23 protein-coding genes are annotated in these 23,580 nt (G+C 59.3%); 12 read left to right on the top strand and 11 right to left on the bottom strand.

The genetic code is table 11. The features are described from left to right. Positions 1-88 precede the first annotated feature (88 nt). From ybeD to lipA, 3 genes are all read left to right on the top strand, one after another. Entirely contained in the window at positions 89-352 is a 264-nt protein-coding gene (gene ybeD / locus AB5Y76_RS04165) for a DUF493 family protein YbeD (protein WP_005335178.1), read from the top strand. Positions 353-414: 62 nt separating this feature from the next. Continuing rightward, on the top strand, positions 415-1,092 hold the full coding sequence (lipB, locus tag AB5Y76_RS04160; protein WP_040066806.1) for a lipoyl(octanoyl) transferase LipB: 678 nt from the start codon (positions 415-417) through the stop codon (positions 1,090-1,092). After that, positions 1,089-2,054, top strand: a complete 966-nt coding sequence (lipA, locus tag AB5Y76_RS04155; RefSeq protein WP_005335190.1) for a lipoyl synthase — start codon at positions 1,089-1,091, stop codon at positions 2,052-2,054. Before lipB ends, lipA begins: the two co-directional genes overlap by 4 nt. Before the next feature lie 105 nt (positions 2,055-2,159). Here the strand turns inward: lipA and AB5Y76_RS04150 are convergent, their stop codons facing one another. Continuing rightward, positions 2,160-2,723, bottom strand: a complete 564-nt coding sequence (locus AB5Y76_RS04150; protein ID WP_263716973.1) for an NUDIX hydrolase — start codon at positions 2,721-2,723, stop codon at positions 2,160-2,162. A gap of 7 nt (positions 2,724-2,730) precedes the next feature. Beyond that, entirely contained in the window at positions 2,731-3,531 is an 801-nt protein-coding gene (locus tag AB5Y76_RS04145; protein WP_263716974.1) for a DUF2989 domain-containing protein, read from the bottom strand. Between the two features lie 211 nt (positions 3,532-3,742). Here AB5Y76_RS04145 and AB5Y76_RS04140 point away from each other — a divergent pair, with 211 nt between their 5' ends. Together AB5Y76_RS04140 and AB5Y76_RS04135 are read left to right on the top strand one after the other, a co-directional pair. Then, complete coding sequence (locus AB5Y76_RS04140) at positions 3,743-5,176, top strand: glyceraldehyde-3-phosphate dehydrogenase (protein ID WP_263716975.1); 1,434 nt, start codon at positions 3,743-3,745, stop codon at positions 5,174-5,176. Positions 5,177-5,239: 63 nt separating this feature from the next. Beyond that, positions 5,240-5,533 (top strand): YeaC family protein, encoded by a 294-nt coding sequence (locus AB5Y76_RS04135; RefSeq protein WP_011707127.1) that lies wholly within the window; start codon positions 5,240-5,242, stop codon positions 5,531-5,533. Between the two features lie 135 nt (positions 5,534-5,668). Here the strand turns inward: AB5Y76_RS04135 and ansA are convergent, their stop codons facing one another. After that, positions 5,669-6,676, bottom strand: coding sequence for an asparaginase (ansA, locus tag AB5Y76_RS04130; RefSeq protein WP_263716976.1), 1,008 nt, complete (start codon positions 6,674-6,676; stop codon positions 5,669-5,671). A gap of 446 nt (positions 6,677-7,122) precedes the next feature. On the opposite strand from ansA, the gene gltS reads away from it, so the two are divergent. Then, a complete protein-coding gene (gene gltS, locus AB5Y76_RS04125) occupies positions 7,123-8,322 on the top strand; it encodes a sodium/glutamate symporter (protein ID WP_005348115.1) in 1,200 nt (399 codons plus the stop codon). Positions 8,323-8,553: 231 nt separating this feature from the next. Here the strand turns inward: gltS and AB5Y76_RS04120 are convergent, their stop codons facing one another. After that, on the bottom strand, positions 8,554-10,425 hold the full coding sequence (locus AB5Y76_RS04120; protein ID WP_263717029.1) for a methyl-accepting chemotaxis protein: 1,872 nt from the start codon (positions 10,423-10,425) through the stop codon (positions 8,554-8,556). 256 nt (positions 10,426-10,681) lie between these two features. Between AB5Y76_RS04120 and prfB the strand changes: the two genes are divergently transcribed. From prfB to AB5Y76_RS04095, 5 genes are all read left to right on the top strand, one after another. Then, positions 10,682-11,780 (top strand): peptide chain release factor 2 gene (gene prfB / locus AB5Y76_RS04115; protein ID WP_100645262.1). Its coding sequence is split into 2 segments (ribosomal slippage): positions 10,682-10,756 and positions 10,758-11,780, totalling 1,098 coding nucleotides; the frame shifts between segments, so codons are not numbered across the junction. A 16-nt stretch (positions 11,781-11,796) separates the two neighbouring features. After that, positions 11,797-13,332, top strand: a complete 1,536-nt coding sequence (lysS, locus tag AB5Y76_RS04110; RefSeq protein ID WP_005335201.1) for a lysine--tRNA ligase — start codon at positions 11,797-11,799, stop codon at positions 13,330-13,332. A 211-nt stretch (positions 13,333-13,543) separates the two neighbouring features. Continuing rightward, on the top strand, positions 13,544-15,337 hold the full coding sequence (locus tag AB5Y76_RS04105) for an assimilatory sulfite reductase (NADPH) flavoprotein subunit (RefSeq protein ID WP_263716977.1): 1,794 nt from the start codon (positions 13,544-13,546) through the stop codon (positions 15,335-15,337). Continuing rightward, the gene (gene cysI, locus AB5Y76_RS04100) at positions 15,337-17,061 is read left to right on the top strand and encodes an assimilatory sulfite reductase (NADPH) hemoprotein subunit (protein WP_167565020.1); all 1,725 of its coding nucleotides are present in this window, start codon (positions 15,337-15,339) and stop codon (positions 17,059-17,061) included. Before AB5Y76_RS04105 ends, cysI begins: the two co-directional genes overlap by 1 nt. Then, positions 17,051-17,845 carry a phosphoadenylyl-sulfate reductase gene (locus tag AB5Y76_RS04095; RefSeq protein ID WP_139398908.1) on the top strand — a complete coding sequence of 265 codons (795 nt, stop codon included), beginning with the start codon at positions 17,051-17,053 and terminating at the stop codon, positions 17,843-17,845. Before cysI ends, AB5Y76_RS04095 begins: the two co-directional genes overlap by 11 nt. 79 nt (positions 17,846-17,924) lie before the next feature. Here the strand turns inward: AB5Y76_RS04095 and folA are convergent, their stop codons facing one another. From folA to AB5Y76_RS04075, 4 genes are all read right to left on the bottom strand, one after another. Next, complete coding sequence (gene folA, locus AB5Y76_RS04090) at positions 17,925-18,416, bottom strand: type 3 dihydrofolate reductase (protein WP_204482676.1); 492 nt, start codon at positions 18,414-18,416, stop codon at positions 17,925-17,927. An 18-nt stretch (positions 18,417-18,434) separates the two neighbouring features. Further along, positions 18,435-18,902, bottom strand: coding sequence for a threonine/serine exporter family protein (locus AB5Y76_RS04085; RefSeq protein WP_026035076.1), 468 nt, complete (start codon positions 18,900-18,902; stop codon positions 18,435-18,437). Beyond that, the gene (locus AB5Y76_RS04080) at positions 18,899-19,696 is read right to left on the bottom strand and encodes a threonine/serine exporter family protein (RefSeq protein WP_005348133.1); all 798 of its coding nucleotides are present in this window, start codon (positions 19,694-19,696) and stop codon (positions 18,899-18,901) included. The genes AB5Y76_RS04085 and AB5Y76_RS04080 overlap by 4 nt, the downstream gene beginning before the upstream one ends. Positions 19,697-19,931: 235 nt before the next feature. Beyond that, positions 19,932-20,267 carry a DUF3135 domain-containing protein gene (locus AB5Y76_RS04075; protein WP_005335213.1) on the bottom strand — a complete coding sequence of 112 codons (336 nt, stop codon included), beginning with the start codon at positions 20,265-20,267 and terminating at the stop codon, positions 19,932-19,934. Positions 20,268-20,660: 393 nt separating this feature from the next. Here AB5Y76_RS04075 and mog point away from each other — a divergent pair, with 393 nt between their 5' ends. After that, entirely contained in the window at positions 20,661-21,191 is a 531-nt protein-coding gene (gene mog, locus AB5Y76_RS04070; RefSeq protein WP_263716978.1) for a molybdopterin adenylyltransferase, read from the top strand. Between the two features lie 83 nt (positions 21,192-21,274). Here the strand turns inward: mog and AB5Y76_RS04065 are convergent, their stop codons facing one another. From AB5Y76_RS04065 to AB5Y76_RS04055, 3 genes are all read right to left on the bottom strand, one after another. Continuing rightward, the gene (locus AB5Y76_RS04065) at positions 21,275-21,676 is read right to left on the bottom strand and encodes a DUF2541 family protein (protein ID WP_040066783.1); all 402 of its coding nucleotides are present in this window, start codon (positions 21,674-21,676) and stop codon (positions 21,275-21,277) included. 167 nt (positions 21,677-21,843) lie between these two features. Beyond that, complete coding sequence (locus tag AB5Y76_RS04060; protein ID WP_144714317.1) at positions 21,844-22,053, bottom strand: YgdI/YgdR family lipoprotein; 210 nt, start codon at positions 22,051-22,053, stop codon at positions 21,844-21,846. 203 nt (positions 22,054-22,256) lie between these two features. After that, the gene (locus AB5Y76_RS04055) at positions 22,257-23,552 is read right to left on the bottom strand and encodes a sulfurtransferase (protein ID WP_058057126.1); all 1,296 of its coding nucleotides are present in this window, start codon (positions 23,550-23,552) and stop codon (positions 22,257-22,259) included. Between the last annotated feature and the right edge of the window lie 28 nt (positions 23,553-23,580).

The raw sequence follows: 23,580 nt of genomic DNA, 5'->3' as shown, positions 1-23,580 counted from the left end.
ATAGACTTGAAATGGCGGCCTCCACGGGCCATCGGCCACTAGCCATCCAAGATGAAGTCATCCCGGTGATGACGCAAAAGGTGAGTAAATGAATACCAAGTTTGATGAACTGCTGGAGTTTCCCTGCAAATTCCCGTTCAAGGTACTCGGCGTTGCCGACCCGGCACTGCCGGAAATGGTGGTTGAAGTGCTGCAGCAGCACGCCCCCGGCACCTATAGCCCAACCGTCCAGCCCAGCTCCAAGGGCAACTACCACTCGGTCCGCGTGACCGTGACTGCCCAGAGCAAAGAGCACATCGAAGCGATGTACCACGCCCTTGGCAAGATCGAGCTGGTGAAATACGTACTGTAATTTCTCTCTCGCCCCGTTCTGCGGGGCGACTGTTTTTGGCCGCAGCACGCCGCGAGGACGCCATGTCATCCCAGATCCCCGCCCAGTCCAGCCTGATTGTCAGGCAGCTGGGTCGCCGCCCCTACCAGCCGGTATGGGACGCCATGAAAGCCTTCACCGACAACCGCACCAGCGACACCCCGGACGAGTTCTGGGTGGTCGAGCACGATCCCGTCTACACCCAGGGCCAGGCCGGCAAGGCCGAACACCTGCTCAATCCGGGCAATATCCCGGTGGTGCAGAGCGATCGCGGCGGTCAGGTGACCTATCACGGCCCGGGCCAGCTGGTGCTCTACGTACTGGTGGATGTCCGCCGCTGCAAATTCTCGGTTCGCGAGCTGGTGACCGCGCTGGAGACAGCCATCATCAACACCCTCGCCAAAAGCGATATCCAGGCCTATGCCAAGGCCGATGCCCCCGGGGTCTATGTGAAAAATGACCTTGGCATGGAGGCAAAACTGGCCTCGCTGGGTCTGCGCATCCGCAAGGGATGCTCGTTCCACGGGCTGGCCCTCAACATCAACATGGACATGACCCCCTTCCTGCACATCAATCCGTGCGGCTATGCGGGCATGGCCATGACCCAGACCAGCGCTCTGGGCGGCCCGCAGAGCGTGGCCGAGGCGCAATCCATTCTGGTGGCCGAGCTGGCCCGCCTGATTGGCTATCAAACAATAACAAACACCGAGAGTGAATCATGAGCAAACCCGTTCGTATGGAGCCGGGCGTCAAGCTGCGCGATGGCGACAAGATGGCCCTGATCCCGGTGAAATTCATGCCGGATCCCAACGAAGAACTCCTTCGCAAGCCGGACTGGATGCGGATCAAGCTGCCCCCCTCCAGCCAGAAGATCGAACACATCAAGAGCACCTTGCGCAAAAACAAGCTGCACTCGGTCTGTGAAGAGGCCTCCTGCCCCAATCTGGCGGAGTGCTTCAACCACGGCACCGCCACCTTCATGATCATGGGCGCCATCTGCACCCGCCGTTGCCCCTTCTGCGACGTGGCCCACGGCCGCCCGCTGGCACTCGATCCGGAAGAGCCGAAGAAGCTGGCGCTGACCATCAAGGAGATGAACCTCAAGTATGTGGTGATCACCTCGGTGGACCGCGACGATCTGCGCGACGGCGGTGCCCAGCACTTCGCCGACTGCATCCGCGAGATCCGCGAGCACAGCCCGCAGACCCGCATCGAGATCCTGACTCCGGACTTCCGTGGCCGGATGGAGCAGGCGCTGGAGGTGTTCCGCGAAACCCCGCCGGATGTCTTCAACCACAACCTGGAAACCGCGCCGCGCATGTATCGCGTCGCCCGCCCGGGTGCCGACTACAAGTGGTCGCTGGAGCTGCTGCGCCGCATCAAAGAGATGCACCCCCACGTACCGACCAAGTCCGGTCTGATGATGGGCCTTGGCGAGACCAACGAAGAGATCGTCGAGGTGCTCAAGGATCTGCGCGCCCACGGCGTCAACATGCTGACCCTGGGTCAATATCTGCAGCCAAGCCGCCACCACCTGCCGGTCAAGCGCTACGTGCCGCCAGCAGAGTTTGACGAGCTGAAAGATGTCGCCATGGAGCTGGGCTTTACCCACGCCGCCTGTGGTCCTTTCGTTCGCTCCTCCTACCATGCTGATCTGCAAGCCAAGGGCGAAGAGGTCAAATGATCTCGCACGACAGAGTGGCCAAGTAACTGCCACCCTCGCAATGAAAAAGAGCGCCTATTGGCGCTCTTTTTGTTGGTGTCACTGACCGTTGCTGCTTGATCTACTTCAGTAGCCGTGGTCGAAGATCCCCTGCTGATGCCAGCGTTGCAGCTGGGCCAGCACCCGGGTCTCTCGCGCCGTCCACTGGGGACAGGGCCCCGCCAGCTGGGTCTTGTTGGTCTGCAGCGCCTCGTCGAGGGCAAACCAGCCGGGCACGAAGCCTAGGCGGATCTCGTAGGGCTGCGGCTGCGGGGCCACCAGCTGATCGCCAATCCGGCACAAGTAGTAGAGCGAGCGAATGCAGTAGGCATCGAACCCCGGCTCGCGGGCGGCGCGATATTCACGGGTCTCGCCAAGCAGGGTCCCTACTTCCAGCAACTCGGCACCGCACTCCTCCTTCAGCTCGCGGGCCAGCGCCACATGGTGGTTTTCCCCCGCTTCAACGCCGCCGCCAGGAAACATCAGATCACCGTTAACCCGGGAGTGAACCAGCAGCAACTCGTCGCCATGGAGTACTACGGCACGCACCGTGAGGCGCTCCAGGGTGCGGCCATCGGTACGTACCTCGCCATGAATGAAAGAGAGATCGAACGGATTGGGCCAGCAGCTGGCCGGGGAGAGCATCGTCATCACTGCCTCAGGGCCGGTAGTTGCCATGCTTGAGCTGCTCGACAATTTCGGCCGCCCGCACATCGTAGCCATCCTGCTCTGTCTTGCTCAGGGTGTGGTAGATGCCAAAACGCTTGGCTGAGACCTCGGGGCTATCCTGAAACGACTCGCTCACCTTGCCCCACAGATAGGCCAGCCCGTACTGTTTCTGGCCCATATAGAGGGTGCTGAGGGAGGTGAACATGCGGCTATTCACCTTGTCCCCCTCCTGATAGAGGGAGAGCCCGTGCTGCAGGGTGGCAATGGCCTTTTCGGGGTCGCTCTTGGCGTAGATACCGCCGAGCGCCAGTTGCAGCTCGGGTTCATCCAGCGCCTTGGTGCCTTCCAGCGCCATAAACTGCTGACGAGCCAGCTCGTTGGTGTTGTTGGTCCAGTGCCAGAGCAGCAGGTAGGGATCTTGCGAATTGCGAGTCGCCGCATCGAGCTGGGCCAGCTGCTCCCCGGCCGCCAGCATGCCCTCTACCCGTGGACTCTTCTGCTCGCGGGCATTCTTGTATTCAATGCTGGTGGAACGCTCGGCACATTTGAGATAGCGCTCAAGGTTGCGCATCAGCTCATACTTTCGCCGATCCGTCCCCTCCTCCTTGAGATAGAAGCGACTGCGGATCACATCGGTACGCTCGTAGCGGCACCAGCCATCGTCCACCAGATCCTGACAGAGCTCGGCATGGTTGCTGCAGATATTGTGGATCCGATCGTCATTGCAGCCAGCCACGGCAAGGCCGACTGAAAGCATGATGAAGGTCTGTCGCAGGGGGAAATTGGCCATGGTTCACATCTTGTTGGTAACGCGGGTTGGTAACAACTGGCGCCTTTACGGGCCACCTCCGGCTAGCAAACCGGTTACATATCCATTACAATGCGCGCGCCATATAAGGCCGCGACTGCAGAATAATATAACGAAATATACACCCCTACACTGATCTGCATTCGACGAATTTTCTATTTACACCAACAACGTGAAATAAAGGATCTGGTCAATGACCCACGAGCACTACTTGCAAGCGTGGCAGGAGAGCCAGGAGCTCGCCGAAGCCATGCAGCCCTTGATTGGTCGCCTCTACCGACAACAAGGGGTCGAGATCACCCTCTACGGCCGCCCGCTGCAAAACGCCTCCACCATCGATATCCTCAAGGCCCACCGGGTCGTCCGCCGCCACCAGGGCGCTCCCCTCCCCATCCAGCAAAGCTTCCCCCTGCTTCAGGCCATCGTTGCCCTCAAACCCACCGCCGCCGAGGTTGACCTTGGCAAGCTGGCAGTCGGCTACTGGCAGGAGCATCAGGATGAAGCGGGGATCGAGGACTATCTGCAAGCGCGACTGGCACCGGCCCTTGGCCGCAGCCAGATGCCGCAGCCGACCGACGTGGTGCTCTACGGCTTTGGCCGTATCGGCCGCCTGCTGGCCCGCCTGCTGATCGAGCGCACCGGCGCCGCCAATCCGCTGCGCCTGCGCGCCATCGTGGTACGCGGTGGTCGCGATGGAGATCTGGAAAAACGCGCCAGCCTGCTGCGCCGCGACTCGGTGCACGGCCCCTTCAATGGCTCCATCGAGGTGGATGTGGAGCGCAGCGCCATCATCGCCAACGGCACCTTCATTCAGGTGATCTACGCCAATAGCCCGGCCGACATCGACTACACCGCTTACGGTATTCACGATGCGCTGATCGTCGACAACACCGGCGTCTGGCGTGACGAGGCTGGCCTCTCCGAGCACTTGAAGGCGCGCGGTGCCGGCAAGGTGTTGCTGACCGCCCCCGGCAAAGGGGAGATGAAAAACGTGGTGTTCGGGGTCAACCATGAGGTGATAGGCCCGGGTGACAGGATCATCTCCGCCGCCTCCTGTACCACCAACGCCATCACCCCGGTGCTCAAGGTGATGCAGGAGCGGTTCGGCATCCGCCACGGCCACGTGGAGACGGTCCACTCCTACACCAACGATCAGAACCTCATCGACAACTATCACAAAGGCGAGCGCCGCGGTCGCAGCGCAGCTCTCAATATGGTGATGACCAGCACCGGCGCCGCCAAGGCGGTGGCCAAGGCGCTGCCCGAGCTCAAGGGCAAGCTGACCGGCAACGCCATCCGGGTGCCGACCCCCAATGTGTCGCTGGCGATTATCAATCTGTCGCTGGAGCAGGCCACCGATCGGGAGAGCCTCAACGCCTATCTGCAGCAGATGGCGTTAAGCTCGGCCCTGCACCGCCAGATTGACTTCAGCGCCAGCACCGAGCTGGTCTCCTCCGACATGGTAGGTTCCCGTTATGCGGGCATCGTCGACTCCCAGGCGACCATCGCCGAGGGGGATCACTACGTGCTCTACGTATGGTATGACAACGAGTTCGGGTACAGTTGTCAGGTAGTGAGGGTGATGGAGCAGATGGCTGGCGTAGTCCGCCAGGATCTACCGGCATAGCCCGCCAGGAGCTGCCGGGCTGACCCCGAAGTTTATGGCTCAATAGTTCAAGGAGAAGGCCGGATGTCGTTTCAACAGGGTGAGTTTTTACAAGCAATCAGGCAGATGCCCGCAGAGGTGTACGAGCGGCTCAAGACCGCAGTCGAGCTGGGCAAGTGGCCCGATGGCAAGCCCCTGACCGACGAGCAGAAGGCCACGTCGCTGCAAGCCGTGATGGCCTGGCAGGCGATGCATCTCGACAACCCCGAGCACATGAACATAGGTCGTGACGGCGAGATCGTGATGAAGAGCAAGAGCGAGCTCAAGCGTCAGTATCGCGACGAGGAAGAGATAGTACGGGTCGACCTCAACCACTGAACCTGACCCGGCAGGCCGCTCGCGGCGGCCACAACAGAGAGGGGAGCCATGATGGCTCCCCTCTTTTTTCCTAACTTATCACCCCTCGTCACCGGTGCAATGCGCTGCGCTTATTGCACCCTACCGCGAGGGTTATCAGGGAGTCAGCTCCCCACGCAGGGACTGCTGCATCAGCTCGCGAATGCGGTGGGAGGGCAAGTCCTGACTCAGCAGGAAGTGCAGCTTGGTGAGTGCTGCCTCGGCAGTCATGTCAAAGCCCGAGATCACCCCGGCCCGCGACAGGGCGTTGCCGGTAGCATAGCCCCCCATATTGACCTTGCCGTGCAGGCACTGGCTCAAGTTGACGATGATGACGCCGCGGGCCGAGGCCTCGGAGAGCAGCGTCAGCATGGCCGGGTTCTGCGGCGCATTGCCGACCCCGAATGACAGCAGGATCAGCGCCTTCACCGGCTGTTGCAGGATATTGGCGATCACCTCACTGGAGATCCCCGGATAGAGGGTCACCACGCCGATGGGCTGGGGGGTGATGTCGTGCAGCACCAGCGGCCGCTCGGAGGGCACACCCAACTCGCCCGCTTCCAGCGAGATGGCGATCCCGGCATTGAGCAGCGGCGGATAGTTGGGGGAGTCGAAGGCGTGGAAGCCGTCGGCGTGCACCTTCTTGCTGCGGTTGCCGCGATAGAGCTGGTTGTTGAAGAACAGCGTCACCTCGTGGATCGGGTAGTTGGCCGCGATATAGAGGGCGTTGAGCAGGTTCTGCTGACCGTCGGAGCGCAGCTCGGCGAGCGGGATCTGGGAGCCGGTGATGATGACCGGCTTGTGCAGGTCTTCCAGCATGAAGGAGAGCGCCGAGGCGGTGAACGACATGGTGTCGGTGCCATGCAGGATCACAAAGCCATCGTATTTCTCGTAGTTGTCGCGAATATCCTCGGCGATGCGCTGCCAGTCCGCCGGGGTCATGTCGGAGGAGTCGATGAGGGGCGCATATTCGTGGATATGGTAATCCGGCATCTCGGGGCGGTGGAACTCGGGCATCCGCGCCAGACAGTCTTCCATAAAGCCCGCCATCGGCACGTAGCCGTGATCGGAACGCTGCATCCCAATGGTGCCGCCTGTGTAGGCAATGTAGATAGACTTCTTCACACCCTCTCCTCTTGATGAAGTGAACACCGCCAAAACATGAACCATGTTTGGGTGAACCACAATGTCAACGCCCGCCAGCGCCTCTGCGTGCAGCGGAAACCGGCGAATTATAGAGACTGGCGCCCTAAATGACAGCCGTTCCATGCACCCTTTTCGGCTTTTCTGCCCTCTACCTACATAGTGTTAAATGTCACAATAAACCACTAAAACGAGCATTAATACGACAAAGATGGAATTAAACGATGCTTTTTGCTACAATCTGCCGGATTTTACTAAAATCTCATCTGGATGCCTGAGCATTTCAGGCCCGCACAAGCCCCATCTTTCCTGGGGCGGGGAGATGTTTCCCCTTCTTTGCTGGCACATAAGCCACACTGTTTTCATCCCGGCTGAATCTGTAAGTCTTTTGCTATGAAAGACACAGCCAATCAACATGGGAGTACTGAATGTTACAACTTGATTCCTACGCAACGCTGGTCGCTGCCACTCTGGTATTGCTGCTTGGCCGGGTGTTGGTTACCCGAGTCGGGCTGCTGCGTACCTTCAACATCCCCAAACCGGTAGCCGGCGGCCTGGTGGTCGCGCTGGTACTGCTACTGCTGCGCTCCACCCTGCAGATGGAGCTGCAATTTGATACCAGCCTGCAAACCCCGCTGATGCTGGCCTTCTTCGCCTCCATCGGTCTCTCCGCCGATCTCGCCAGCCTGAAACGCGGCGGCAAGGCGGTGGTTACCTTCCTGATGGTGGTCACCGGCCTGCTGCTGGTACAGAACAGTCTGGGTGTCGGTCTGGCGACCCTGCTCGGTCTGGATCCCCACATGGGGCTGCTGGCAGGCTCCATCACACTCTCCGGCGGCCACGGCACCGGGGCAGCCTGGAGCGCTACCTTCTCCGAGAAATACGGGGTGCAATCCGCCGCTGAGCTCGCCATCGCCTGTGCCACCTTCGGTCTGGTGCTGGGCGGCCTGATCGGTGGTCCCGTCGCTCGCTATCTGGTGAAGAAAGTGCAGGTGCCCGGTGAGGAGCACAATCAGGATGAGGCCCCACAGGGCTTCGAAATGCCCGACATGGAGCGCCCCCTCACCACTTTCAGCGTCATCGAGACGCTGGCGCTGATCGCCATCAGCCTCAAGGGAGGCGAGCTGCTCTCCGCCTCGCTCAAAGGGGGCGCCTTCGAGCTGCCGATCTTTGTCTGCGTGCTGTTTGTCGGCGTGCTGCTGCGCAACGTCCTGACCCTGCTGAACTGGCATGAGGTGAGCGATCGCGAGGTCTCCCTGCTGGGCAACGTCAGCCTGTCGCTGTTCCTCGCCATGGCACTGATGAGCCTGAAACTGTGGGATCTGGCCAGCCTGGCGCTGCCCATCTTCATCCTGCTGGCCGCCCAGACAGTGGCGATGGCGCTCTACGCCATCTTCGTCACCTTCCGGGTGATGGGCAAAAATTACGATGCGGCCGTGCTGGCGGCAGGTCACTGTGGCTTTGGCCTCGGGGCCACCCCAACCGCGATTGCCAACATGCAGGCCATCACCCAGCGCTTCGGTCCCTCCCACCTGGCGTTTCTGGTGGTGCCCATGGTGGGCGCCTTCTTTATCGACATCATCAACGCCATGGTGATCAAGCTGTTTATGGCTATGCCATTCCTGTAATTCCCTTTCCGTCAGACGTATATGATCAGAGCCCACCTTTCGGTGGGCTCTTTGTTAGTTCTCTACTCGCCAGCTGACGCAGGCAGAGCCGGGGCTCGTATCCGCCACCTGGGTGACCCGCAAGCAACCCGGAACCCCCACATCCCGCACTCCCCCGAACAACAAAAAGCCCCGCACTCGACAGAGTGCGGGGCTTGTTTATCTCAGCCGGAACAGGCCGTGAGTTGCACCTTACAGGATAAAGGTCGACACCTGCTGATTCAGGTCAGCAGCACGCCCTTTAAGGCTGTGGGCCTGATCCAGATCGCGCATGGCAGATGCGGTGATCTCGTCACTCACATCCTTGATGGCGGTGGTGTTCTGGGTGATCTCGCCGGTCACCTGGGTCTGCTCCTCGGCGGCAGTGGCGATCTGACCCGCCATGTCGGAGATGAGGGAGATGGCGCTGGTGATCTCTTCCAGCGCGCGCACCGCCTGATCGGCATCCTGCACGCTGTTGTCCGCTAGCCCCTGACTGGTCTGCATCAGACTCACCGCACGGGCAGTGGTCTGTTGCAGGGTCTCGATGGTGGACTGGATCTGCTGGGTGGAGTCCTGGGTACGGCGCGACAGCACCCGCACCTCGTCAGCTACCACCGCAAAACCACGACCCTGCTCACCGGCACGGGCAGCTTCGATGGCTGCGTTCAACGCCAGCAGGTTGGTCTGCTCGGCAATCCCCTGAATGGTGGAGAGGATGCTGGTGATGGCCTGCGCGTGACGGCTCAGCTCGCCGATCACCTCGGTCGCCTGCCCCACCTCTTCAGCCAGACCATTGATAGACTGGCGGGTCTTGTTGACCAGCATCTTGCCCTGCTCACTGCTCTGGGCAGATTGCTGGGCAGCGGCGGCGGTGTTCTCGGCGTTGCCGGCGATCTCCATGGTGGCGCTCGCCATCTCGGTGACTGCCGTGGCGACCATGGTCACCTCCTGCTGCTGACGCTGCAGCTCGTCCACCGCGGCCTGGTTGGTCACCAGACTGCGCTCGGCATCGGCGTTCAACTCGTTGGCCAGCTGGCGGATATTGCCGATCAGCTGATGCTGACTGCCGACGAAACGGTTGAAGCTGTTGGCCAGTTGGCCCACTTCGTCGTTGGCGTCGATCTTGATGCGCTGGGTCAGATCGCCGTTGCCATCGGCAATGCGTGCCAGCGCTTGGGATACCTTGGTGAGCGGGCCAAGCAGCATGCTTACCAGCCAGGAGATAGCGAGGATGCTACCCACCAGCACCAGCAGCGCCATCCCCAGCTGGGTCATCAGCAGGGAGGAGAGCGGCGCTTCCAGCGCGGCCTTGTCCAGCACCAGCACCAGTTCCCAATCCGTGTCGGGGATATCAGCTGCCCACAGCAGCTTGTCGCGACCTTCGTTGTCGAAGTAGGCAGGAACCAGATCCTTGCTCGACTTGCTCTGCTCGATCAGCGCGTTGGTCAGATCGTTGTCGATCTCGCTGGCCGGTTTCATCGCCTTGGCGGCATCCTTGTAGGCGATGATGGTGCCATCTTTATGCATCATGATTGCGAAGCCGTCGGCAGGCAGCTGCATCTTGGTCACGTCTTCCACCAGCGAGGCGATGGAGAGGTCACCACCGACTACCCCGCCAGAAACCGGCTGGGCCAGGGTCACCACCATGATGTTGTAAGCCACATCGAGATAGGGCTTGGTGACAATCAGGCCACCTTTGCTCATCGCCTCCTGATACCAGCCACGGGAGCGCGGGTCGTAGCCATCGCGGTTGATGGAGGGATCGGAGTCATTCATCTTGCCGCTGCTCTCACCGAAATAAGTGAGCTGGAAACGGCCGGAAACTTGTGCCTGTTGCAAGGCATTGAGGGGGTCTGCACCGGCCTTGTTGCCGAGCGCCTGGATCACGTCACGACGTGCTGCGAGCCAGTCGCTGACACGCTCGGTCTGCTGGGTACCCAGCCGTTGCAACTGCTCCTGGCTGCCTTGCAGCAACAGGGATTTCTGGCTGCTATAGCTCTGCCAGGAGAGCAACAAAATCACCAACGAAAGGGCGATCACCACTGACAACAGTATCTTCTGCTTGAGTGACAGGTTTTTCATCATGTGTTCTTCTTATTGAGGTGAGGAGCGGGTTTTTCCCTAAATTGCACAACACTACACGTAGTCATTAGCGACCCGAATGGCCAAAACTGAACCTGAAAATGGGTCTGCGGGCGATATTTTCTACCGAGGTGGAGAAAAGTGCACCAGAAATTGACGGCATGAGCCGCACAAGCCAAGGCAACCCTGTTTATTCCTTCCACAATTGGCTAGAATATCCCGTTTTTAAATCACATCGACCCTGAGAGTTTTCACGATGTTCGAAGTTAATCCCGTATTAAATAAACTTAAGGAGCTGTCTGAGCGGACCGAGCTTCTTAGGGGGTACCTTTGACTATGACGCCAAGAAAGAGCGTCTAGAAGAGGTCAACGCCGAGCTGGAACAGCCGGACGTATGGAATGAACCCGAGCGCGCACAGGCGCTGGGCAAAGAGCGCGTTGCGCTGGAAAACGTGGTCGGCACCATCGACACCCTGACCCAGGGCGTGGATGACGTCGAGATGCTGGTGAGCCTGGCCGTGGAAGGGGAAGACGAAGAGACCTTCAACGAAGCCATCGCCGAATCCGAACAGCTGGAAGCCAAGCTGGTGGATCTCGAGTTCCGCCGCATGTTCTCCGGTCAGCACGACGGCTCCGACTGCTATATCGACATCCAGTCCGGCTCCGGTGGTACCGAAGCACAGGATTGGGCCAACATGGTACTGCGCATGTACCTGCGCTGGGGCGATGCCCACGGCTACAAGCCCGAGCTGATTGAATGCTCCGAAGGCGACGTGGCCGGTATCAAATCCGCCACCATCAAGTTCACCGGCGAATATGCGTTCGGCTGGCTGCGTACCGAAACCGGCGTACACCGTCTGGTTCGCAAGTCCCCGTTCGATTCCGGTGGCCGTCGTCACACCTCCTTCTGTTCTGTGTTCGTCTACCCCGAGATCGACGACGATATCGATATCGAGATCAACCCGGCGGATCTGCGGATCGACGTCTACCGCGCCTCCGGTGCCGGTGGTCAGCACGTTAACCGAACCGAATCCGCGGTGCGTATTACCCACGTTCCGACCGGTGTCGTGGTACAGTGCCAGAACGACCGTTCCCAGCACAAAAACAAAGACCAGTGTATGAAGCAGCTGAAAGCCAAGCTCTACGAGCTGGAAATTCAGAAGCAGAACGCTGAGAAACAAGCCCTGGAAGAGACCAAGTCTGATATCGGTTGGGGCAGCCAGATCCGTTCCTATGTGCTGGATGACTCCCGTATCAAGGATCTGCGCACCGGCGTCGAAACCCGTAATACCCAATCGGTGCTCGACGGTGACTTGGACAAGTTTATCGAAGCCAGCCTGAAATCAGGTCTGTAAACAAGCAGGAATCACCATGTCTGAACAAACCATCACTCCGGAAGTCGACCAAACTCTCGAACTCAACAACGAGATGACCGAGCGTCGTTCCAAGCTGGCCGCCCTGCGCGCCCAGGGTAATCCTTTCCCCAACGACTTCCGTCGCGACAGCCTCTCTGGCGATCTGCACGCAGAGTTCGACGACAAAAGCGCCGAGGAGCTGACGAGCCTGGGTAAACGGGTGAAGATTGCCGGTCGCATCATGACCCGCCGGATCATGGGCAAGGCTTCTTTCGCCACCCTGCAGGACATGGCCGGCAAGATCCAGGTCTACGTCACCCGTGACGACCTGCCGGAAGGTTTCTACAACGAGCAGTTCAAGAAGTGGGATCTGGGCGACATCGTGGGTGTCGAAGGTACCCTGTTCAAGACCCAGACCGGTGAGCTCTCCGTTCACGTTTCCGATATCCGCCTGCTGACCAAGGCGCTGCGTCCGCTGCCCGAGAAGCACAAAGGCCTGACCGACCAGGAAGCTCGCTGCCGCCAGCGCTACCTGGATCTGATCGCCAACGAAGAGTCCCGCAAGACCTTCATGATCCGCACCCAGGTGGTTGCCGGTATCCGCAAGTTCTTCAACGAAAAGCGCTTCATGGAAGTGGAAACCCCGATGATGCAAGTCATCCCGGGTGGTGCCTCCGCGCGTCCGTTCGTCACTCACCACAATGCGCTGGACATCGACATGTACCTGCGTATCGCTCCGGAGCTCTACCTGAAGCGTCTGGTGGTCGGTGGTTTCGAGCGTGTCTACGAGATCAACCGCAACTTCCGTAACGAAGGTATCTCGGTTCGTCACAACCCCGAGTTCACCATGATCGAGTTCTACATGGCCTACGCCGACTACATCGATCTGATGGACCTGACCGAAGAGCTGCTGCGCACCCTGGCACAGGACATTCTGGGCGACACCAAGATCCGTTACGCCAAAGAGGGCGAAGAGGGCCTGACCATCGATTTCGGTCAGCCGTTCCAGCGCCTCACCATGGTCGAGTCCATCCTGAAGTTCAATCCGGATGTAACTCTGGACGATCTGGCTACCCTCGAGAGCGCCAAGGCCGTTGCCAAGCGTCTGCACATCGAGCTGATGAAGGGCTGGGAGCTGGGCCACGTGATCACCGCGATCTTCGAAGAGACCGTGGAGCACATGCTGCTGCAACCGACCTTCATCACCGAGTACCCGGCTGCCGTATCTCCGCTGGCCCGTCGCAACGACGTGAACCCGGATGTAACCGACCGCTTCGAATTCTTCATCGGTGGCCGCGAGCTGGCCAACGGCTTCTCCGAGCTGAACGATGCAGAAGATCAGGCCAAGCGCTTCCAGGATCAGGTTGATCAGAAAGAAGCAGGCGACGACGAAGCCATGTTCTACGACGCAGACTTCGTCACCGCACTGGAACACGGCCTGCCGCCGACTGCCGGTCAGGGTATCGGTATCGACCGTCTGGTCATGCTGTTCACCAACAGCCACACCATCCGTGACGTCATTCTGTTCCCGGCCCTGCGTCCGCAGAAATAAGGCCCGCAGAAGTTAGCTACATCCCTTGGGTCAATCCCGAGCGTGATAGCCAATAAACACGCCCCGCAACTGCGGGGCGTTTTTCTATCTCCTTTACCGCCAAATCACTTTATAAATTCAATAATGGAATAAAGAAGATATTTTTATTCTTTGTTGTTATCCAACACGCCCTTTAATCTGGCCAAAAATCAGACCATGGAAGACGCGTGTGATGCAATTGAAGGATTCCCCATTCAACCTCTCCCCCCTCTCTGACGAGCAGCAACGTCAGCTGGGTCAGGTACTCTCGACCCTCAATACCCAGCAACTGGCCTGGGTGAGCGGATATCTCTACGGCCTCTCCCAGGCGGGCGTCCAGCCCGTTGCGACCGCAGGCGCAGAAGTCGCGGCTCCCAGCGGCAGCCTGACCATTCTCTACGGCTCCCAGACCGGCAACGCTAAAGGCGTCGCCACTGCCATCAAGGCGCAGGCCGAGGCCCGCGGCCTACCCGTCACCCTCACATCGATGGCCGACTACAAACCCAAGCAGCTCAAGAAAGAGAGCCACCTGCTGGTGGTAGTGAGCACTTACGGGGAGGGTGAACCACCTGAAAGCGCCGTCGATCTGTTCGAGCAACTTAAAAAAGGCAAGATTGGCAAGCTGGACGGCCTCAAGTTCGCGGTACTGGGGCTGGGTGACAGCTCCTACGAATTATTCTGCCAGACCGGCAAAGATTTTGACGACTTCCTCGCCAAAGCAGGGGCCGAGCGGATTTATGAGCTCGCGAGCCTCGATGTGGATTATCAGGATGCGGCCAAGAGCTGGAGCGAGCAGGCACTCAACGCCATTGCCACGACCCTCTCTACCGGAGCGGCCAGCAGCAGCGTGACCAGCGCGGTGCAGCAGGCGGTTGGCCACAGCCCGTACAGCAAGGAGAACCCCTTCCCTGCCCGCCTGTCGGTCAATCAGAAGATCACCGGCCGGGATTCCACCAAGGATATCCGCCATATCGAGATCAATCTGGCCGACTCTGGCCTCACCTATCAGCCGGGGGATGCCCTCGGTGTCTGGTTCGACAATGACGCCGACCTGGTGGGGGAAGTGCTGGCCCTGACCGGCCTCTCCGGTGATGAAGCCACGGCCCACGGCAGCTTGCACACCGCACTGACCAGTCACTTCGAACTGACCCGGCTGCACGGCGGCTTTATCACAGGGCTCGCTGACATATCGGAGAACGCAGCGCTCAAAGATCTGGCTGGCGACAAGGCCCAGGTCAATGCACTGGTGGCCTCTGCCCAAGTGGTGGATGTACTGAAACGCTTCCCGACCGCGCTCACGGCCGAGCAGCTGGCCAGCCTGCTGCGACCCCTCACCCCGCGCCTCTACTCCATCGCCTCCGCCCAGAGCGAAGTGGAAGAGGAGGTGCACCTGACCGTCGGCGTGGTGCGCTACCCACAGGAAGATGGCACAGTGCGCTCTGGCGCAGCCTCCTCCTATCTTGCGGATCGGCTGATTGAGGATGGCGAGGTGCGGGTATTCATCGAGCACAACGACAACTTCCGCCTGCCCGCCAATCCCGATACCCCCGTCATCATGGTGGGCCCGGGCACCGGCATCGCCCCGTTCCGCGCCTTTATACAGGAGCGGGAAGCTCAGGGCGCGGAAGGCAAGAACTGGCTCTTCTTCGGCAACCCCCACTTTACCCAGGATTTCCTCTATCAGGTGGAGTGGCAGCGTTATGTGAAATCGGGGCTGCTGTCGAAGATCTCGCTAGCCTTCAGCCGGGATCAGACCAACAAGATCTATGTGCAGGACCGCCTGCGCGAGGCAGGGCTTGAGCTCTACCAGTGGCTGGAAGCAGGCGCTCACTTCTATGTGTGTGGTGACGCCAACAAGATGGCCAAGGATGTGCAGGAGGCCCTGCTGGAAGTGATTGCCGAACACGGTCACAAGAGCCGTGAGGAAGCAGAAGAGTATTTGAGCGAATTACGTCGTGCCAAACGTTATCAAAGGGATGTCTATTGATGAGCAAACAACCTCTTTCTCACCCAAAAGCGGGACCGGTCGAAGGGCCGCTGGCCGACAACGAGCGCCTCAAGCGCGAGAGCAACTTCCTGCGCGGCACCATAGAGCAAGATCTGCAGGACCCGCTCACCGGCGGCTTTAACGGCGACAACTTCCAGCTGATCCGCTTTCACGGCATGTACCAGCAGGATGACCGCGACATCCGCCCGGAGCGCGCCGCCCAGAAGCTGGAGCCGCTGCACAACGTCATGCTGCGTGCCCGCCTGCCGGGTGGGATCATCACCCCGGCCCAGTGGCAGATCATCGACAAGTTCGCCGAAGAGCACAGCCTCTACGGCAGCATCCGCCTGACCACCCGTCAGACCTTCCAGTTCCACGGGGTGTTGAAGCGTGACATCAAGTTGATGCACCAGACCCTCAACAGCACCGGCATCGACTCCATCGCCACCGCAGGCGACGTAAACCGCAACGTACTCTGCACCAGCAACCCGGTGGAGTCCGAGCTGCATCAGGAGGCCTACGAGTGGGCCAAGAAGATCTCCGAGCATCTGCTGCCCAAGACCCGCGCCTACGTGGAAATCTGGCTGGACGGTGAAAAACTGGGACAGGACGAGGAGCCGATCCTGGGCTCCAACTACCTGCCGCGCAAATTCAAGACCACTGTGGTGATCCCGCCTCATAACGACGTGGATATCCACGCCAACGACCTCAACTTCGTGGCCATTGCCGAGCATGGCAAGCTGGTGGGCTTCAACGTGCTGGTGGGCGGCGGGCTCGCCATGACCCACGGCGACACCAGCACCTACCCGCGCAAGGCGAGCGACTTTGGCTTTATTCCGCTCTCCCACGTACTGGAGGTGGCGGCCGCCGTGGTCAGCACCCAGCGCGACTGGGGCAACCGGGTCAACCGCAAGAACGCCAAGACCAAGTACACCCTCGAACGCGTGGGAGTGGAGGCCTTCAAGGCCGAGGTGGAAAGCCGCGCCGGCATCCAGTTCGGGCCGGTTCGCCCCTATGAGTTCACCAGCCGGGGCGATCGCTTCGGTTGGGTCGAGGGGATCGACGGCAAGCACCACCTCACCCTGTTTATCGAGAATGGCCGCCTGCTGGACTTCCCGGGCAAGCCCCTCAAGACCGGCATGCTGGAGATCGCCAAAGTGCATCAGGGTGACTTCCGCCTGACCGCCAACCAGAACCTGATCATCGCCGGGGTACCTGCCAGCGAGAAAGCCCGCATCGAAGGGCTGGCGCGCCAATACGGCCTGCTGGATGATGGCGTGAGCGAGCAGCGCAAGCAGTCCATGGCTTGTGTGGCCCTGCCCACCTGCCCGCTGGCGATGGCCGAGGCCGAGCGCATGCTGCCGGCGTTTGTCACCGACATCGAGGGCTTGCTAACCAAACATGGGCTGGCAGATGACGCCATCATCTTCCGGGTCACCGGCTGCCCCAACGGCTGCGGCCGCGCCATGCTGGCGGAAGTGGGTCTGGTGGGCAAGGCGCCTGGCCGCTACAACCTCCATCTGGGGGGCAACCTGGAAGGCACCCGCATTCCGCGCCTCTATCAGGAGAACATCACCGAGCCGCAGATCCTGGCCGAACTGGACGCGTTGATCGGCCGCTGGGCCACCGAGCGAAATCAGGGTGAGTGCTTCGGCGACTTCGTGATCCGGGTTGGGGTGATTGCGCCCGTTATCGATTCTGCGAGGGACTTCTATGCCGCTTAATCTGCCGCTTAATGTCACTGAAGATGGCCGCCTTGACCTGCAGGCGCTGCTAGCCCTCGGCCGTGAGGAGCAAGTCGAGGCGCTGGTCCCCCTCAACCGGGAGCTGGATACCATGAGTGCCCCCGAGCGAGTGCGCTGGGCCCTGGCAAATCTGCCGGGGGAGCATGTGCTCTCATCCAGCTTCGGCATTCAGGCGGCGCTGATGCTCCATCTGGTAAGCCGCGAGCGGGCCGACGTGCCCGTGGTGCTGACCGATACCGGTTATCTGTTCCCGGAGACCTACCGTTTCATCGACGAGCTGACCGAGCGCCTCGCGCTCAACCTGAAGATCTATCGGGCCGAGCTCAGCCCTGCCTGGCAGGAGGCGCGATTTGGCCTCCTGTGGGAGCAGGGGGTGGAGGGGATCACCCGCTACAACCAGCTCAACAAGGTGGAGCCGATGGACCGCGCCCTGCGTGAGCTGGGGGCCCAGACTTGGTTCTCCGGCCTGCGCCGGGAGCAGTCCGGCAGCCGTGGCAAGCTGCCGGTGCTGGGCATCCAGCGCGGCCGCTTCAAGTTCCTGCCGGTGATCGACTGGAGCAACAAGGACGTCTTCTACTACTTCAAGGAGTTCGACCTCCCCTACCATCCGCTGTGGGAGCAGGGCTACCTGTCGGTGGGCGATGTCCACACCACCGCCAAGTGGGAGCCGGGCATGAGCGAGGAGCAGACCCGCTTCTTCGGCCTCAAGCGCGAGTGCGGTTTGCACGAGGAAAATGGCGAGAACGACGGCTCAGGCATCTAATCCCGTCTTGAAAACCCAACAGAACAACAAGGGCATCCGAAGATGCCCTTGTTGTTCTTTGCCCATTAGCATTCGTCCGTCAGCAGCGCTGCCAGGTCTCGAAGCTATAGGGGTGCGGGTTCTTTTCATCGGCAGGATGGCTCTCGCACCCAATCCGTTGCCACTGACCATCGTCAAAAGCAGGGAAGCGGGTATCCCCCTCCACCGCTAGATCGATTTGCGTCAGATAGAGGCAATCCGCGCTCGGCAACATCTCGGCATAGAGATGACCGCCACCAATCACCATCAACTCCTCCACCGAGCTGCCTGCCAACAGCGCCAGCGCCGCCTCGACGGAGCGCACCACCTCAATGCCCTCGGCCTGATAGCCGGGGTTGCGGCTGATCACCAGATTGCGCCGTCCGGGCAGCGGCCGACCAATGGATTCGAAGGTCTTGCGCCCCATCAATACCGGTTTACCGAGGGTGACACGCTTGAAGTGAGCCAGATCGGCAGGCAGATGCCAGGGCATCTGGTTGTCCTTGCCGATCACCCTGTCGTGGGCCATGGCGGCAATCATGGAAATCTTCATGGGGCCTCTCACCGTCTGTCAGATTATGGGGCGGTTACGGTACACGACCAGAGAGGGGATCGCCAAACCGAAACTGAGGGCACCGACGATAAAGAGCGCCTTGAGGCCGTTCTCCACCGCACTCTGGATCAACTCCATGGTCACGCCGTTGATGTTGAGCTCCACCACCGCGATCATGGTCTTGAAGGCATAGCTGCCCGGGATCATCGGAATGATGGAGGCAACGCTGAACACCGGACGCGGCGCCAGCAGACGGCGCGACCAGTAGACGCAGACAAAGCCGACCGTAGTCGCCGCCGCCAGCGTTGCCCACTCGATGGGCATGCCATAGTGGATCAGCAGGGTACGCAGGCTGTGGGCCAGCGCGCCGCCCATGGCGCAATACTTCAGCATCCGTGGTGGCACGTTGAACAGCATGGCAAACCCCACCGCCGGAATGGAGGACCAGAAGGCATCCTTGGCCAGTAGCCAGAGCAAATCCATCATACTTTCCACCCCCAGATCCCAGTGACCGACATGGCCAAAATGATACCTATGGCGGCGCTGATGGTCAGCAGGGTCGCGGTCCCCCAGCGGGCCAAGCCCATGTTGAAGTAGCCCTTCACCATGTCGGAGACTGCATTGATCAGCGGAAAGCCCGGCACCAGCAGCAGCACGCTGGCCGCCATGGCGAGATAAGGCTGGTCACCCCAGTTGAAGAAGGTGGCGCTGGAGGAGAGCAAAGTAGCGATAAAGCCGGTGGCGGCAAAATTGATGAGCGGGCTATGGTGATGGCGGGCCATCAGCTGGCGCACCCGCATCGCCACGGCAGACGAGAAGCAGGTCACCAGGAAGATAGGCCAGTCACCGCCAAACAGCAGGCTAAAGGCACCACAGGAGAGCCCCACCATGGGGACCACCAGCCAGGGGTGATAGTGAAAGGGGACGATGGCCTCGAGGCGCTGGCGCACTTCACGGGCACCGATCAGCTCTTTCTCCGCCATGATGCAGATCCGCTGGATCTCGCACACCACCTGCATGTTGATGCCATGTTCGCGCACCCGCCGGGTAGTGGTAACACAGCCCCCCTGATAGAGGCTGGTGAGCACGATGGCACTGGAAGAGATGGCCATCTCGACACTCTCCAGCCCCAGCGCCATCCCCAGCCGCACCGTGGTCTGCTCGATGATCCGGCTCTCCGCCCCGAACTGGGCCAACATCTGACCCACCTTGACGATAATGCGGGTGATCTCTGTCTGTTGCTCCCGCGACAACACCCGTCTTGGTGTGATACTTCTCATAATCCCTTCGAGTCGTAGCAATAAAAATTTCGGCCATATTAGCCTAACTTTTACTGTTATTCATCCACCCCTATCACAACCTGACTAATAAGTTATTACAAGAAGGAGAAAAGAGATTACATCACAAATACATTACGACTAACATTAAAAACCATAACAATCAGGGCGCCAGCAATTCCCTTTATCATGGCCTCACCGATTTGGCTGAAATATCAACCAAGGGGGTTATTGCAGATTATTTGCGACGTTGATAGTCCGCCAGACGGATTATTTTACCACTGCCATCGCTTTCAGGCGGAGGGTCCCCCTCTTCCCTGAACTGGCTCATTTCGCTGCGCATCAAATAAAAAGATTCCCGCATCATGTTGGTAATCCGGATACAGCTATCAAGATTGTTTTTCGCCAGCCGGCGCTGACCATCAATCTTGAACTGCAACCCGCGCAGACGGCGCTGCTGATCCGGGCTCGCTCGGGCCATCAACTGGTCGATCTGCTGCTCCAGAATCGCATCCAGCCGGGAGGGCTCACTCGCAGCCAACTCCTTCAGGGTGTCAAAATCAGGCAACTCCATATGCCCTCCTTGGCGACTATTGCTGGCAACACACTGCGGTACCACACCATCACGTCCCAGCCATATAAATCTGTATATACGACGCGGCTAAAAAGGGTTCAATCCATCCACTGGCGACTAAACCGGACAATGGTCATTACGAAGGTGTCTATCTATTTTAATTGTGTTTTGAAACAAGCGATTGTTTTTAATTCAGGCGAGATAAAACACTTATACATTTTAGGTTGTGATTTTCTGTTTTTTATTGCAAATAAAAATCCGGGTGGCCTTATTTTGCTTCATTCGACACTTTATTCTTCCCTCACCGACCCGCGTCATCTCCTGACGGTTTAACATATCTCACTGATTATGTTATTTTAATTGCCACTTTTATCGGACATTCAAGAGCAGACCATGAGCAAGGCAAAAATCGGTATCGTCACCGTCAGCGATCGCGCCAGCGCGGGCATCTATGAAGACCTCTCCGGCAAGGCCATCATCGACACCCTGAACGCCTATCTGACCTCGGAGTGGGAACCTGTCTATCAGGTGATCCCCGATGAGCAGGAGCAGATTGAAGCGACCCTGATCCGGCTGGCGGATGAGGAGCAGTGTTGTCTCATCGTCACCACAGGCGGCACCGGTCCGGCCAAGCGGGATGTCACGCCGGAAGCGACCGAGGCGGTGTGTGATCGCATGATGCCGGGCTTTGGCGAGCTGATGCGGGCCGAATCCCTCAAATTTGTGCCGACCGCCATTCTTTCGCGCCAGACTGCCGGGCTGCGCGACGATACCCTGATCGTCAATCTGCCGGGCAAGCCCAAATCAATCCGCGAATGTCTGGATGCAGTTTTCCCCGCCATCCCCTACTGTATCGATTTGATGGAAGGGCCGAATCTCGAGTGCGATGAAACTGTCATCAAGCCGTTTCGGCCGAAAAAATAGCGAACCCGGCCATAAAAAATAATGGCAAGCCACGGCTCGCCATTATTTTTAACTCATCTGTTTGCGCAGAAAAACCGCATCAATTATTTGCGGCCGAATACTTTTACGCCCGCTTTGCTGCGCTCTGAATTACCGTACACTTCGATTTTTTTCACACAACGGCGCGAGCCCAGTGATTTCCACTCGGTCTCTTTATCACTGCTCATTTCCCGATCGAAACGAATGGTCTTGGTACGATCACCACCATAGGTCACCACCACCCGATCCAGGGTCAAATCACGCTCCGCCTTCACCTTGATATATTTGGTCTGACGGCAAACCACCAAAGGAATTGTCGCACCATGATCACCGGCTCCCAGCAAAATAGTCCGCCCCAGCGTGAACTGATCGTCACCGGCATGGCTGGCTGACGCCACCACCAGCAAGACACCACCCAGCAAGCTGCGTGCAGAAAAACGGGAATTCCAGATAGACATCAAGGACATAACACCTCCAATAAAAAATGGAGTGTGATGATAAGGGTTAAACCATAACGGAAGCTGTATCACGGCTGAATTTGCTGCGAATGTGCGGGGATCAACAGAGAAAACAGCACGACTTTTCGGCAAAAAGAGAAGAGCCGCAGATAGCGGCCCTTGCGGCAAGAGAGCGCTTAGCGTTCCATAATTTGGGTCACGTCATCTTTCTTGATCATTACCTCGCGCCCTTCATGATCGTAATAGCGATACATGCCGGTGCTCTCGTCCAGCTTGGGTTTGCTCTCTGTGGTGATCATCTTGCCATCCTTGGTGCTCATGATGTATTGGGAGCTGCATGCCACCAGCCCGAGGGTACACACCAGGATCATCATCAGTTTTTTCATTGCGGCCTCTTCTGCGATCATCCTCACCACGAGGATGTTTCTTGAAGCCTAGTTCAATCGCACGGCACGGGATGGCGCGATGAGCAAAGCGGGATCGCCGTCAATAATCAGCGACTTAGCCTAGTTATCTGGCCGGGTGGCGAGCGCAATGAAAAAGGCCGGACATCTCTGTCCGGCCTCTTCTTTTCAGCGCAAGCACGTAATCAGGACTTGGCAGGCTGACGCTCACCGGTCACGGTCGGGTTCTTGGGATCGGAACTCCACTCGTACCAACCGCCGTCATAGACGCTGATCTGTTTCCAGTCCATCAGCCAGGCGTAGAAGAAGGCCTCGGAGGCGCGCCAGCCGGTACCGCAGTAGAACGCCGCCTGCTGGGTTGGCTCGATGTTCCACTGCTCCCACATGGCGAGGATCTCGCGGGCCGGCTTCATGGTGCCGTCCGGGTTGTGGAAGTCGCTCATACTGTTGGCATCAACGCCACCATGACCCCACTTGGCCCCCGGGATATCGCCCTTCGGCTTGATGTAGCTGTAACCTGAGGTGTTGCCGACAAACTCGTCCCAGGTACGCACGCTGACCAGGGCGCTATCGGGCTTCTTGAGCAGCTCTTTCGCCTGACTTAGCGTGGTGTAGTACTCGGGGTGAGCGGGAATGGCCACGCCAAACTCCTTCACCGGCTCATATTTGTTGGGCAGACCGGTTTCGGTACGCAGGTGCTGGATAAACCAGGCATCCAGACCACCGTCCAGCAGGCGTACATCTTCCACCCCCGCATACATCATCAGGTGCGCGGCACGGGCAGCCGCCATGGTGTTGCGACCATAGAGGATGACGGTGGTGTCGTGACGGATGCCGTTATCCAGCAGCAGCTTCTTGAGCGCTTCGTCAGAGACCTTGTTCCACAGCGGCTCCTCTTCGAGGCTGTTGGTATCGATATAACCGGCCCCCGGGATGTGGCTGATGAGGTAGGCCTTGGGTGAACCCCAATCCACTTCAAACAGCTTCCAGTCACCCTTGGGCGCCGCGGCAACCGGCTTGCCCTCTTGCAGATCCGCCAACCAGCGCGGATAGACCAGCTGCTGCCAGCGTGCCAGCGACTCGCGCGGTGCGGCTTGCCACCCTTGCAGCTCGAACAGCTGCTTGATCCCCTGCTTGCGCAGCAGACGGGCCACCTCGGCCACTTCGCGGGACGCACCGTAGAGGGCAACCGGACGATCTGCCTTCAGTCCCTTGATCTCGAGGGCCTTTGGCCACTCTTCATCGCTGTATTTCCACTCGGCAGAGAGGTTCTCGGCGCCCGCCACATGGCCGCCCTGCTTCTCCCCTTCCATCGGCCACCCCTGATAGAAGTAGCTGGCGCGGGTATCCAGGATGACAGCCTGTTTGGCCTTGGCATCGGCCAGCGAGAGCGGTGGCAACTCCCCTGCCACGGCGGGCAGGGCACACCAGAGCAGTAAGGTCGCCAGCGCGGCCTGCAGGAAGCGAAGATGTCGTTTCATGGTGATTTCTCGATTCATAGTGAACAAG

It is taken from the genome of Aeromonas sp. R1-2 (assembly GCF_040908505.1).
GTDB lineage: Bacteria > Pseudomonadota > Gammaproteobacteria > Enterobacterales > Aeromonadaceae > Aeromonas > Aeromonas veronii.
The sequence above is the reverse complement of the archived record's forward strand: the minus strand, read 5'-3'. Positions and strand labels throughout refer to the sequence as shown.